Source organism: Oceanisphaera litoralis (assembly GCF_016907015.1).
Classification (GTDB): Bacteria; Pseudomonadota; Gammaproteobacteria; order Enterobacterales; family Aeromonadaceae; genus Oceanimonas; species Oceanimonas litoralis.
On record NZ_JAFBBE010000001.1, the window covers coordinates 159,004 to 172,537 of the forward strand.

At 59.9% G+C, this 13,534-nt stretch carries 12 protein-coding genes; 8 read left to right on the top strand and 4 right to left on the bottom strand.

Annotated elements, in window-relative coordinates; translation table 11 throughout:
• Window positions 1-440: 440 nt before the first annotated feature.
• Window positions 441-2,438, bottom strand: a complete 1,998-nt coding sequence (gene tkt, locus HNR62_RS00730) for a transketolase (protein WP_204794176.1) — start codon at window positions 2,436-2,438, stop codon at window positions 441-443.
• 235 nt (window positions 2,439-2,673) lie between these two features.
• Here tkt and metK point away from each other — a divergent pair, with 235 nt between their 5' ends.
• From metK to ruvX, 8 genes are all read left to right on the top strand, one after another.
• The gene (metK, locus tag HNR62_RS00735) at window positions 2,674-3,834 is read left to right on the top strand and encodes a methionine adenosyltransferase (RefSeq protein ID WP_204794177.1); all 1,161 of its coding nucleotides are present in this window, start codon (window positions 2,674-2,676) and stop codon (window positions 3,832-3,834) included.
• Window positions 3,835-4,011: 177 nt separating this feature from the next.
• Window positions 4,012-4,527, top strand: coding sequence for a SprT family zinc-dependent metalloprotease (locus HNR62_RS00740; RefSeq protein WP_204794178.1), 516 nt, complete (start codon window positions 4,012-4,014; stop codon window positions 4,525-4,527).
• Entirely contained in the window at window positions 4,524-4,994 is a 471-nt protein-coding gene (locus tag HNR62_RS00745; protein ID WP_204794179.1) for a peroxiredoxin, read from the top strand. Before HNR62_RS00740 ends, HNR62_RS00745 begins: the two co-directional genes overlap by 4 nt.
• Before the next feature lie 158 nt (window positions 4,995-5,152).
• Complete coding sequence (locus tag HNR62_RS00750; RefSeq protein ID WP_204794180.1) at window positions 5,153-5,857, top strand: endonuclease; 705 nt, start codon at window positions 5,153-5,155, stop codon at window positions 5,855-5,857.
• Entirely contained in the window at window positions 5,835-6,566 is a 732-nt protein-coding gene (gene rsmE, locus HNR62_RS00755; RefSeq protein WP_204794181.1) for a 16S rRNA (uracil(1498)-N(3))-methyltransferase, read from the top strand. The genes HNR62_RS00750 and rsmE overlap by 23 nt, the downstream gene beginning before the upstream one ends.
• Window positions 6,563-7,510, top strand: a complete 948-nt coding sequence (gene gshB / locus HNR62_RS00760; protein ID WP_204794182.1) for a glutathione synthase — start codon at window positions 6,563-6,565, stop codon at window positions 7,508-7,510. The genes rsmE and gshB overlap by 4 nt, the downstream gene beginning before the upstream one ends.
• Window positions 7,511-7,582: 72 nt before the next feature.
• Window positions 7,583-8,137 (top strand): YqgE/AlgH family protein, encoded by a 555-nt coding sequence (locus HNR62_RS00765; protein ID WP_204794183.1) that lies wholly within the window; start codon window positions 7,583-7,585, stop codon window positions 8,135-8,137.
• Window positions 8,134-8,556 (top strand): Holliday junction resolvase RuvX, encoded by a 423-nt coding sequence (ruvX, locus tag HNR62_RS00770; protein WP_204794184.1) that lies wholly within the window; start codon window positions 8,134-8,136, stop codon window positions 8,554-8,556. The genes HNR62_RS00765 and ruvX overlap by 4 nt, the downstream gene beginning before the upstream one ends.
• Window positions 8,557-8,662: 106 nt before the next feature.
• On the opposite strand, the gene HNR62_RS00775 is transcribed toward ruvX, so the two are convergent.
• The 3 genes from HNR62_RS00775 to carA form a co-directional block, all read right to left on the bottom strand.
• The gene (locus HNR62_RS00775) at window positions 8,663-8,866 is read right to left on the bottom strand and encodes a cold-shock protein (RefSeq protein WP_071473096.1); all 204 of its coding nucleotides are present in this window, start codon (window positions 8,864-8,866) and stop codon (window positions 8,663-8,665) included.
• Window positions 8,867-9,150: 284 nt separating this feature from the next.
• Window positions 9,151-12,378 carry a carbamoyl-phosphate synthase large subunit gene (carB, locus tag HNR62_RS00780; RefSeq protein ID WP_204794185.1) on the bottom strand — a complete coding sequence of 1,076 codons (3,228 nt, stop codon included), beginning with the start codon at window positions 12,376-12,378 and terminating at the stop codon, window positions 9,151-9,153.
• A gap of 16 nt (window positions 12,379-12,394) precedes the next feature.
• The gene (carA, locus tag HNR62_RS00785) at window positions 12,395-13,531 is read right to left on the bottom strand and encodes a glutamine-hydrolyzing carbamoyl-phosphate synthase small subunit (protein ID WP_204794186.1); all 1,137 of its coding nucleotides are present in this window, start codon (window positions 13,529-13,531) and stop codon (window positions 12,395-12,397) included.
• Between the last annotated feature and the right edge of the window lie 3 nt (window positions 13,532-13,534).

Below are 13,534 nucleotides of genomic sequence, written 5' to 3' on the forward strand. Positions count from 1 at the left end.
AGCATCAAGTCTTCAGGCTGCTACTTCCTGCACATTCATTCACATGATGCATTAATTTCATATGAGACCATTCTGGACGGGGTGACTGTGAAGTGCAATTAAAAAACCACGGAAATACTGCCGTAAGCGGCGGACTCTGCCAACAGGCTATTCCGGAGCATTGGGGAGGACAAAGGGATCTGCTCCGCCGACCTTCTGTTTCAGGGATGAAACAGAGAGCGTACACGGATGTATTTATAGCGAGTCGGCGGAGCGGGCCCTTTGTCCGACGTTTACGCCGAGATGAAAGAGATCATTTGTTTAGTCCAGAGCTTAGGTTCTGCTGCGCAGAACCGGCCGGCCGAAGCGGCCGCTACAAAAGACTGCTCCGCTCTACGCTTACTACAGACACAAAAAAACCGGCCGCAGCCGGTTTTTTCATTCAGGACTAACGCGCGGCTTTAGGCCAGCAGGGCGTTCGCCTTTTCTACCACGTTGTCGACGGTGAAGCCGAACAGCTTGAACAGATCACCGGCCGGGGCCGATTCACCGAAGGTGGTCATGCCGATGATGTCGCCACCGAAGCCGACATACTTGTACCAGTAGTCCGCAATGCCGGCTTCCACTGCCAGACGCTTGGTCACGGCGGCGGGCAGCACGCTTTCCTTATAGTCGGCAGACTGGGCATCGAACACGTCGGTACAGGGCAGAGACACCACTCGTACCTGCTTGCCGTCGGCACTCAGCTGCTCATAAGCAGCCACGGCCAGCTCGATCTCGGAGCCGGTGGCGATGATGATCAGCTCGGGCGTGCCGGCACAGTCTTTCAGCACATAGCCACCCCTGGCCACGTCGGCCAGCTGGGCCTCGGTGCGCTCGATCTGACCCAGGTTCTGACGAGAGAAAATCAGCGAGGTCGGGCCGTCCTTGCGCTCGATGGCCGCCTTCCAGGCCACGGCAGACTCCACCTGATCACAGGGGCGCCAGGTGCTCATGTTCGGGGTCAGGCGCAGCGCAGCAATCTGCTCTACCGGCTGGTGAGTCGGGCCGTCTTCACCCAGACCTATGCTGTCGTGGGTATAAACGAAGAGGGAGCGTTGCTTCATCAGTGCCGCCATGCGCAGGGCGTTGCGGGCATATTCCGTAAACATCAGGAAGGTGCCGCCGTAAGGCACAAAGCCGCCGTGCAGGGCGATGCCGTTCATGATGGCGCTCATGCCGAACTCGCGTACACCGTAGTGCAGGTAGTTACCGCTGGCATCTTCGGCGCTGATCGGCTGGGAGCCCTTGTGCATGGTCAGGTTGCTGGGGGCCAGATCGGCACTGCCGCCGAGCAGCTCGGGCAGAATGGCACCAAAGGCGTCCAGCGCATTCTGTGACGCCTTGCGGGTGGCAATCTTGGCCGGGTTGGCCTGCAGCGTCTTGATGAAATCGGCGCTCTGGGCGGCCCAGTCGGCCGGCAGCTCACCGTTGACGCGACGCTTCAGCTCGGCAGCCAGTTCCGGATGCGCGGCGGCGTAGGCGGCAAACTGCTCATTCCAGGCGGCTTCGGCGGCGGCGCCCTTTTCTTTGGCATTCCAGTCGGCATAGATGTCGGCGGGAATCTCGAACGGCGCATGGGTCCAGCCCAGCTGTTCGCGGGTGGCGGCAATTTCCGCCTCGCCCAGGGGGGCGCCGTGACAGTCGTGGCTGCCGCCCTTGTTGGGCGAACCGAAACCGATCACGGTTTTGCAGCAGATCAGGGTCGGACGGGCGGTATCGGCACGGGCGGCGTCGATGGCGGCGGTCAGGGCCGCGCTGTCGTGGCCGTCTACACCGGCGATCACCTGCCAGCCGTAGGCTTCGAAACGCTTGGGGGTATCGTCACTGAACCAGCCGTCTACTTCGCCGTCGATGGAGATGCCGTTGTCATCCCAGAAGGCAATCAGCTTGCCCAGGCCCAGCGTACCCGCCAGGGAGCAGGCTTCGTGGGAGATACCTTCCATCAGGCAGCCGTCACCCAGGAAGGTATAGGTGTGGTGGTCTACCACCTCATGACCGGGACGGTTGAACTGGGCGGCCAGGGATTTTTCGGCGATGGCCATGCCCACGGCATTGGTGATGCCCTGACCCAGGGGACCTGTGGTGGTTTCGATACCCGGCGCATAACCGTACTCCGGGTGGCCCGGGGTCTTGGAGTGCAGTTGACGGAACTGCTTGAGATCGTCGATGGACAGCTCGTAACCGGTCAGGTGCAGCAAAGAGTACAGCAGCATGGAGCCATGGCCGTTGGACAGAATGAAGCGGTCGCGGTCGGCCCAGTTGGGGTTGGCGGGGTTGTGCTTGAGGTAATGGCGCCACAACACCTCGGCGATATCCGCCATGCCCATGGGGGCGCCGGGGTGACCGGAATTGGCTTTCTGTACCGCATCCATACTGAGTGCGCGCACGGCATTGGCCAGCACTTGACGAGAAGGCATCGACATCTCCTGAGAACATTAACTTGAAAGGGGTGAAGAAAACGGCGGTATTGTCCCAAAGACGGCCTGAGGGCGCAAATCTAATCTCCCATAGATGAACCTGGACAAAGGAGGCGGCCAGGCGACTTTTTACTGGCAATCGGTGCGACGGCTCTCTAGAATAGCCATCCAGATGTTAATACCGCCATCAAGGCGCGTCATTACACCCCAGATTAATTCAAGTTAGGAACGTATCATGGCCAGACTGTTTACCTCCGAGTCCGTATCCGAAGGTCATCCGGACAAAATTGCCGATCAGATCTCCGATGCGGTGCTGGACGCCATCATCGAGCAGGATCCCAAGGCGCGCGTGGCCTGCGAAAGCTTCGTAAAGACCGGCATGGTGATCGTGGGCGGTGAAATTTCCACCAGCGCCTGGGTCGACATCGAAGAACTGGTACGCCGCACCGTGCGCAACATCGGCTACACCAGCTCCGAGATGGGCTTCGACGGCGAAAGCTGCGCCGTGCTCAACGCCATCGGTAAACAGTCTCCGGATATCGCCATGGGCGTGGATCGGGAAGATGAAGACCCCTACGCCCAGGGTGCCGGCGATCAGGGCCTGATGTTCGGTTATGCCTCCAACGAAACCGACGTGCTGATGCCCGCCCCCGTTACCTACGCCCATCGTCTGGTCAAGCGCCAGGCCCATGTGCGCAAGGCTCAGGAGCTGCCCTGGCTGCGCCCGGACGCCAAGTCCCAGGTGACCTTCGTCTACGACGACGCCGGCAAGCCGGTGGGCATCGACACCGTGGTGCTGTCTACCCAGCACGGTCCGGACATCGATCAAGCCACCCTGCGTGAAGCCGTGATGGAAATGATCATCAAGCCGGTGCTGCCCGCCGAATGGCTGAGCAAAGACACCAAGTACCTCATCAACCCCACCGGCCAGTTCATTATCGGCGGCCCCATGGGTGACTGTGGTCTGACCGGTCGCAAGATCATCGTCGACACCTACGGCGGCATGGCCCGCCACGGCGGCGGTGCCTTCTCGGGCAAGGATCCGTCCAAGGTGGATCGTTCCGCCGCCTATGCCGCCCGCTACGTGGCCAAGAACATCGTCGCCGCCGGCCTGGCCGACCGCTGCGAAATTCAGGTTTCCTACGCCATCGGCGTGGCCGAGCCCACCTCCATCAGCGTGGAAACCTTCGGCACCGGCAAGGTGGCAGAAGAACTGCTCGACGCCCTGGTGCGCGAGCACTTCGATCTGCGCCCCTACGGCCTGATCCAGATGCTGGACCTGAACCGGCCCATCTACCAGGCCACCGCCGCCTACGGTCACTTCGGTCGGGACGAATTCCCCTGGGAAGCCACCGACAAGGCCGAACTGCTGCGCGACGCCGCCGGCCTGAAGTAAGTGAGAAAGGGGAAGCAACTGCTTCCCCTTTTTGATCGTGCACATTTTACAGCCGCTGGCACACATGTTGGGATTCGCTTCGCTCATCGCCAACCTACGCCCAAAAGCATCGGTGTGTTGTAGGATCGGGTTTAGCCGGCCATGAATGTTAAAGTGCCTGAAAACGACGTTGCTGCCATGAAACCTGACGAAGCCCTTTGCCAGCGCGTACTCAACCGGGTCACCGAGTGCATGGCACTGGCCGCTCGCCACACCGGCCGGGACTTTGACCCGCCCACGGTGCGCTTCAACCAGCGTGGTCGCATCGCCGGCTCGGCCTGGCTGGAACGCTGGGAGTTACGCTTCAATCCGGTATTGCTGGCCGACAACGAGGCCGACTTCATGGCCGACATCATTCCCCATGAAGTGACTCACCTGGTTGCCTTTGCCTGTTTCGGCAAGGTCAAGCCGCACGGTCGGGAATGGCAGCACATCATGCGGTCGGTGTTCGGGCTAGAGCCGCGCACCCGGCACCGGCTGAACACCGCCAGGGTCGCTCCCACCTTTGCATACGACTGCGGCTGTCGCCGGCATCAACTGAGTTTGCGCCGCCATAACAAGGTTCAACGCGGCAAACAGCGCTATCAATGCCTGCATTGTAATACACTGTTGTCGCTATCCGTGACCGACACCACCAGAAGGAAAGTCCCATGATCAAGATTGGCGATAAGCTGCCCGAACAGACCTTTACCTTTATCACCGACGCCGGTAAAAACAGTGCCGACAGCGCCGCGCTCTTTGGCGGCAAGAAAGTGGTTATCTTTGCCGTACCCGGCGCCTTTACCCCCACCTGCTCCAACGCCCATTTACCCGGTTTTGTGGCGCTGGCCGACCGGTTCAAGGCCAGGGGCGTGGAGCTATTCTGCCTGTCGGTCAACGATGCCTTCGTAATGCGCGCCTGGCAGCAGGTCCAGCATGCCGATGCCATCACCATGCTGGCCGATGGCGCCGGTACCTTCACCCAGGCATTGGGCCTGGCGAAAGACACCGGTGACTTCGGCGGCCTGCGGGCCCGGCGCTTTGCGCTGGTGGCAGAAAATGGCGTGGTCACCGCCCTGCAACTGGAAGCGCCGGGCAAGTTTGAAGTCTCTTCCGCCGAGGCCATGCTGGCTCTGGTGTAATACCAGTGCGGGGACGGGAGATCGAAACCACTCCCGTCCCTAATCCCCGTCCTTTTCCTCCTCACTTTCACCCCCTGCACTCCCGCCATGCGCCCTTTCCCCGCCCCCGCCGCGGGTGGTAAACTCGCCTTATTACAAGACCATAAAAATAACGAGTCGTGCGCTATTTCATTTTATGTTTGGGCTTTTGCTCCTGGCTGGCCTATGGCGAAGCCTTGTCCTTTCGTCAGGCCAAAAAAGTGGCCCCCGGTATTTATACCGACTATCCGGTGAGCTTTTACTGCGGTTGCCCCATCGGTGCCCAGGGCAAGAAACTGGTACCTGATCTGGAGCGCTGTGGCTATCAGGTGCGCAAACAGCAGAAGCGGGCCGGCCGCATCGAATGGGAACATGTCGTTCCGGCCTGGGAATTCGGCCATCAGCGCCAGTGCTGGCAGCAGGGTGGCCGCAAGAACTGTACCCGCAGCGATGCCCTGTTCAAACAGATGGAAGGCGATTTGCACAATCTGGTGCCGGCGGTGGGCGAGGTCAACGGCGACCGCTCCAATTACCGTTTTTCCGAGTGGAACGGCAGGCCAAACCAGTATGGCCGCTGCCAGATGCTGGTCGACTTCAAGGGCCGAAAAGTACAGCCTCCCGAGGCCAGCCGGGGCGCCATTGCCCGTACCTATCTGTACATGCAGCAGCAATACCGGCTGAACATCGCCTCCCAGCAGCTGAAACTGTTTGCAGCCTGGAACCGGCAATATCCGGCCAGCCAATGGGAATGCGAGCGGGACAAACGCATCGGCCGCGTTCAAGGCAACCACAACCCCTTTGTTCAGGAGCAGTGCAAACATTATGCGTATACCTCGAATCCATGAGCCAAGCCCGCTTGCCACCGGCCAGGAGCTGAACCTGTCAGAAGACTGCGCCAACCACGTGGGCCGGGTGCTGCGCATGCAGGCCGGCCAGACCCTGGCGCTGTTTAACGGCGAGGGCGGCCAGTACGCCGCCGAGATAGTGGAAGCCGGCAAGAAAAGCGTGCGGGTAAGAGTGGGCCAGTTCAGCGCCGATGAGCTGGAGTCTCCCCTGCACTTTCACCTGGGCCAGGTGGTCAGCCGGGGCGACAAGATGGAGTTCACCATTCAGAAGTCGGTCGAACTGGGCGTGAATGTGATCACCCCGCTGTTTTCCAGTCGCTGCGGCGTCAAGCTGAGCGGCGAACGGCTGGAAAAAAAGCTGCAACAGTGGCAGAACATCGCCATTGCCGCCTGCGAACAATGCGGCCGCAACCGGGTGCCCGTCATTCGCCCGGCCATGTCTCTGGAGCAGTGGCTGGCGGAAGACACGGCCGAGCTCAAGCTCAACCTGCACCCCCGCGCCGACCATAGCGTGAATACCTTGCCGCCCCCCGAGGCCGGCGTGCGCCTGCTGATCGGCCCCGAAGGCGGGCTGTCGGACGAGGAAATTGTCACCGCCCGTGAGCGCGGCTTTATTGATATACTGCTCGGTCCCCGGGTACTGAGAACCGAAACCGCGGCCCTGACCGCCATCACCGCCCTGCAATGCCGATTTGGAGATCTTGCATGACCATTAAACTGGGAATCGTGATGGACCCCATCCAGTCCATCAACATCAAGAAAGACACCAGCTTCGCCATGCTGCTGGAAGCCCAGCACCGTGGCTACGAGCTGTGGTATATGGAGATGAGCGACCTGAGCCTGCGCGACGGGGAAGCCTTCGGCCACATGGCCCGGCTGACCGTAAAGGAAGACGCCAGCCAGTGGTTCACCCTGGAAGAGGCCGTGCGCCAGCCGTTGAGTTCGCTCGACGTGATCCTGATGCGCAAGGACCCGCCGTTCGACACCGAATTCATTTACGCCACCTACCTGCTGGAGCGGGCCGAGGGCGAAGGCACTCTCATCGTCAACAAGCCCCAGAGCCTGCGTGACGCCAACGAAAAACTGTATACCGCCTGGTTTTCCGAGTTCACTCCCCCCACCCTGGTCAGCCGCAAGGCCAGTGATATCCGTGCCTTTCATCAGGAGCACAAGGACATCATCATCAAGCCGCTCGACGGCATGGGTGGCGCCTCGATTTTTCGGGTGAAACAGGACGACCCCAACCTGGGCGTGATCATCGAAACCCTCACCGAGCACGGCAGCCGCTATTGCATGGTGCAGGCGTATATTCCCGCCATTACCGAAGGCGACAAGCGGGTGCTGGTGGTGGATGGCGAGCCGGTACCCTACTGCCTGGCCCGTATACCCCAGGGGGGAGAAACCCGCGGTAACCTGGCCGCCGGCGGCCGGGGCGAGGCTCGCCCCCTCAGCGACAGCGACCGCCGCATCGCCGAGGCTCTGGGCCCGGTGCTCAAGGAAAAGGGGCTGATCTTCGTGGGGCTGGATATTATCGGTGATAAACTGACCGAGGTGAATGTCACCAGCCCGACCTGTGTGCGGGAAATCGAGGCTGCCTTTCCGGTCAACATCGCCGGCATGCTGATGGACGCCATCGAAAAACGTCTATCCTGACAGTAAGGCTCCGACCCGTACCCCCGTCTGCCTTGTGCCGGCGGGGCCATTATCGACCCAAGACGAGATGACATGGACTCATTGCAACATCATTTTCTTATTGCCATGCCCAGCCTCAAAGACCCCTTCTTCGCCGGCTCAGTGACCTATATTTGCGAGCACAACGACGAAGGCGCCATGGGGCTGGTGATCAACATTCCCATCGATATGCCGCTGCATGAGCTGTTGCATCAGCTGAAGATGGCACCCGATGACGAGTCTGAACTGGACAAGCCGGTGCTGCAGGGTGGCCCTGTGGCCGCCGATCGGGGCTTTGTATTACACAGTCCGGTGGAAGGATTCAGTTCGAGCCAGTTGCTGACCGATAACCTGATGATTACCACTTCTCCCGACGTGCTGGAAACCCTGGGCACAGAACAGGCGCCCGAGCACTATCTGGTTGCCCTGGGCTATGCCGGCTGGACCCCGGGGCAGCTGGAACAGGAATTGACCGAAAACAGCTGGCTGACCATTCCCGCCGACACGACGCTTATCTTCGATACTCCCCTCGCCCAGCGCTGGCATCAGGCCATCGCCCGGTTAGGGATAGACGCCCGTCACCTCTCGTCTCAGGTAGGTCACGCATGAGCCTGACCTTGCTGGGCTTCGACTACGGCACCAAGAGCATCGGTGTGGCGATAGGGCAGCAGATCACCGCCTCGGCTCGCCCCCTGCTGGCGCTGAAGGCCAACGAAGGCGTGCCCAACTGGGATCAGATAGCGGCCTTGCTGAAAGAATGGCAACCGGCGCTGCTGGTGGTCGGCCTGCCACTCAACATGGACGGTACCGAGCAGGACATCAGCCGCCGCGCCCGCAAGTTCGCCAACCGGCTGCACGGTCGCTTCGGCATCAGGGTCGAGCTGCAGGACGAGCGCCTCACCACTACCGACGCCCGCGCCCGCCTGTTCGAGGCCGGTGGCTACAAGGCCCTGGGCAAGGGCGCGGTCGATGCGGTGTCGGCCCAGTTGATCCTGGAGTCCTGGATGGAGAGTCACGGCGAGGGGTGAGGCGTGAAAACTCCCCTCACCCCTCACGCTTTACTCCTCACAGACTACAAAAAACAAAAAACCCGCCGAAGCGGGTTTTTTTAGGTCTTGAATTACCGAAGGGTAATTACAGAACCTGAATCTGTGAAGCCTGCGGACCCTTGGCACCTTCGGTAGCGGTGTAGGATACGGCCTGGCCTTCTGCCAGGGTTTTGAAGCCACTGCCGACGATTTCGGAGAAGTGGGCGAACAGGTCTTTGCTGCCGTCAGCCGGAGTGATGAAACCAAAACCTTTTGCTTCGTTGAACCATTTTACGGTACCGTTAGCCATTTTATCTTACCTTTATATTAGTGACGAGCTTATGCTCGGAAAATGCAACAAATATCAAATAAGGGAAGCTTGGTGACTGTAGTGCCATAAGGAACGAACAATGTACAACGGCCGCGCTAACTTGAATCTTTTGCTGAGGTGCACTCTACGGGAGTCGTGGGGTGGCGTCAAACACTATCGTGAATATTTTTGTGTGTTATTTGACCAATAAAAAAGGCGCCTCTCGGCGCCTTTTTTCTCATTACACTATTTTTTGCATTGGACTATTTCGATCGCCAGGTCGCTTATTCGCCCTCGGTGATACGGGCATGCATTTCCTGCACCGAAATCACCGATGCGGTCGCATCGTGCGCCATTGCCATCACGGTAGCAAAGGCACCGTTCAGGGTAGTGGTGTAGGCCAGTTTCTGGGCCAGGGCACCACGACGCAGCTGACGCGAGTCTTCGATGGCCTGACGACCCTCGGCGGTGTTGACGATGTAGCTGTACTCGTTGTTCTTGATACGGTCAAGAATATGAGGACGGCCTTCATGCACCTTGTTCACCAGACGCGGGTTGATGTTGGCTTCGCCCAGCACCACGGCGGTACCGTGAGTCGCATCCAGCTGATAGCCCGCCGCCAGCAGGCTGGCGGCCAGGTCAACCACCCGCTTCTTGTCGCTGTGACGCACCGACAGCAGGGCGCGGCCCTCTTTCGGCACGGCCTTGCCTGCACCCAGATGGGCCTTGCCGAAGGCTTCGGCGAAGGTCTCACCCACGCCCATCACCTCACCGGTGCTGCGCATTTCCGGGCCCAGCAGCGGATCCACACCGGGGAACTTGTTGAACGGCAGCACCACTTCCTTGACGGAGTAGTAAGGCGGGATGATTTCCCTGGTGACACCCAGCTCGACCAGCGACTTGCCGGCCATGACCCGGGCGGCCACCTTGGCCAGCGGGATACCGGTAGCCTTGGACACGAACGGCACGGTACGGGCGGCACGCGGATTGACTTCGATAAGATAGATATCGCTGCCCTTGACCGCGAACTGGATGTTCATCAGACCGACCACACCCAGCTCCAGGGCCAGCTTGCGCACCTGCTCGCGCATCTCGTCCTGAATGGCCTTGCTCAGGGTATAAGGAGGCAGAGAACAACCGGAGTCACCGGAGTGAACGCCGGCCTGCTCGATGTGCTCCATGATACCGCCGATGACCACGTCTTTACCGTCGCAGATGGCGTCCACGTCCACTTCGACGGCGTCGTCGAGGAAACGATCCAGCAGGACCGGCGATTCGTTGGAGACGGTCACCGCTTCGTTGAAGTAACGGCGCAGGTCCTGTTCGTCATAGACGATTTCCATCGCCCGGCCACCCAGTACATAGGAAGGACGCACCACCAGCGGGTAACCGATTTTCTCGGCCAGAGACACCGCCTGCTCCATGGCCGTCACGGTCGCGTTCTGGGGCTGTTTGAGCCCCAGGCGCTCTACCGCCTGCTGGAAGCGCTCGCGGTCTTCGGCCCGATCGATGGCATCCGGGCTGGTACCGATAATGGGCACGCCGGCCGCTTCCAGGGCGCGCGCCAGTTTCAGCGGCGTCTGACCACCGTACTGCACTATCACCCCCTTGGGCTTTTCGATGCGCACGATTTCCAGCACGTCTTCCAGCGTCACCGGCTCGAAATAGAGACGGTCGGAGGTATCGTAGTCGGTAGACACGGTTTCCGGGTTACAGTTGACCATGATGGTCTCGAAACCGTCTTCCCGCAGGGCGAGCGAGGCATGCACACAGCAGTAGTCGAACTCGATGCCCTGACCGATACGGTTGGGGCCACCACCCAGTATCATGATCTTGTCTTTATCGGACGGCTTCGCTTCACACTCGTCATCATAGGATGAGTACATGTAGGCGGTGTCGGTCGAAAATTCGGCGGCACAGGTATCCACCCGCTTGTAGACCGGGAAAATATCAAAGCGATGACGCAGCTTGCGCACTTCATCTTCGGACAGACCCAGCAGCTTGCCCAAACGGATGTCGGCAAAGCCCTTGCGCTTCAGGTTGCGCAGCAGCTCGGGGGTCAGGTCGGTGGTGGACAGATCTTTGACCTGCTCTTCCAGCTTGATCAGCTCTTCAATCTGCACCAGGAACCAGCGGTCCACGTTGGTCAGCTTGAAGACGCCGTCAACACTCATGCCGGCACGGAAGGCATCGGCGATATACCAGATACGCTCGGGGCCCGGCTCCTGCAGCTCGTGGCGAATGCGCGACAGGCTGTCTGCATCGTTGAGATCCACCACGGGATCGAAACCGTGCTGGCCGGTTTCCAGGCTGCGCAATGCCTTTTGCATCGACTCCTGGAAGTTGCGACCGATGGACATGACTTCACCCACCGACTTCATCTGAGTGGTCAGACGATCGTTGGCACCGGCAAATTTCTCGAAGTTGAAACGCGGAATCTTGGTCACGACATAGTCGATGGCCGGTTCGAACGACGCCGGGGTCAGGCCGCCGGTAATGTCGTTCTGCAGCTCGTCCAGGGTGTAACCGATGGCCAGCTTGGCCGCCACCTTGGCGATGGGGAAACCGGTGGCCTTGGACGCCAGGGCAGAAGAACGAGACACCCGGGGGTTCATCTCGATGATGACCATGCGGCCGGTCTTGGGATCGATACCGAACTGTACGTTGGAACCGCCGGTTTCCACGCCGATTTCGCGCAGTACCGCCAGCGAGGCGTTACGCATCAGCTGGTATTCTTTGTCGGTCAGGGTCTGGGCCGGTGCCACGGTAATGGAGTCACCGGTGTGTACGCCCATGGCATCGAAGTTTTCGATGGCACAGACGATGATGCAGTTATCGTTACGATCCCGCACCACTTCCATCTCGTACTCTTTCCAGCCGATCAGGGATTCGTCGATCAGCAGCTCGTTGGTCGGCGACAGATCCAGACCACGGGTACAGATTTCTTCAAACTCTTCCCGGTTGTAGGCGATGCCGCCGCCGGTGCCGCCCATGGTGAACGAAGGACGGATGATGCAGGGGAAACCCACCTCTTCCTGTACCTTGTACGCTTCTTCCATGGTGCGGGCGATACCGGCACGCGGACAGGCCAGGCCGATGCTCTTCATCGCCTGGTCGAAACGGCTGCGATCTTCGGCCTTGTCGATGGCATCGGCGGTGGCGCCGATCATCTCGACCCCGAATTCGGCCAGTACACCGTGCTTTTCCAGCTCCAGGGCACAGTTCAGTGCGGTCTGGCCACCCATGGTGGGCAGAATGGCATCGGGGCGTTCTTTCTCGATAATTCTGCGTACCACCTGCCAGTCGATCGGCTCGATATAGGTGGCATCGGCCATCTCCGGATCCGTCATGATGGTGGCCGGGTTGGAGTTCACCAGTATGACCCGGTAACCTTCTTCACGCAGGGCCTTGCAGGCCTGAGCGCCGGAGTAGTCGAATTCACAGGCCTGACCGATCACAATCGGGCCGGCGCCCAGGATCAGAATGCTCTGTATGTCTGTACGTTTTGGCATGACTCTTCCCTACTCCTTACGCGCGGTACTGCTTAATCAAATCGATAAAGTGGTCGAACAGGTCGGCCGCTTCATGCGGGCCCGGGCTCGCCTCGGGGTGACCCTGGAAGCTGAACGCCGGCTTGTCGGTGCGATGAATACCCTGCAGGGTGCCATCGAACAGCGACACATGGGTGGCGCGCACGTTGTCGGGTAACGAGCTTTCGTCCACCGCAAAGCCGTGGTTCTGGCTGGTGATCATCACCACATTCTTGTCCAGATCTTTCACCGGATGGTTGGCACCGTGATGACCGTGGCCCATTTTCATGGTTTTGGCGCCGCTGGCCAGGCCCAGTAACTGGTGACCCAGGCAGATGCCGAATACCGGAATATCGGTTTCCAGGAAGCTTTTTATGGCACTGATGGCGTAGTCGCAGGGCTCGGGGTCACCGGGGCCGTTGGACAGGAAGATACCGTCCGGGTTCATGGCCAGCACCTCGGCAGCCGAAGTCTGGGCCGGCACCACGGTCAGGCGACAGCCGCGGTCTACCAGCATGCGCAGTATGTTGCGCTTGACGCCGTAGTCATAGGCCACCACATGATAAGGCAGCTCGCTCTCGGCCGGTTGGCTGTGGCCTTCGCCCAGCGTCCAGCTGCCTTCATGCCAGGCATAGGCTTCACCTGTGGTGACTTCCTTCGCCAGATCCATGCCTTTCAGGCCAGGGAACGCCTTGGCTTCTGCCAGGGCCGCCGCCTCGTCCAGATTGGCACCGGCGATGATACAGCCGGCCTGAGCGCCTTTTTCGCGCAGAATGCGGGTCAGCTTGCGAGTATCGATATCGGCAATACCCACTATGTTATGGGCTTTCAGGTAGTCAGACAGGGAGCGCTGATTGCGGAAGTTAGAGGCGAATATGGGCAGATCACGAATGATCAGGCCCTGGGCATGCACCCGATCGGACTCTTCATCTTCAGCATTAGTGCCGGTATTGCCTATATGAGGATAAGTAAGCGTAACGATTTGACGGGAATAAGACGGGTCGGTGAGGATTTCCTGGTATCCCGTCATCGACGTATTGAATACCACTTCACCGACGGAACAACCGTCGGCACCGATGGCTGTACCGCGAAAGACTGAACCGTCTTCCAATACGAGCAGCGCTGAGTGAGTCAAGAC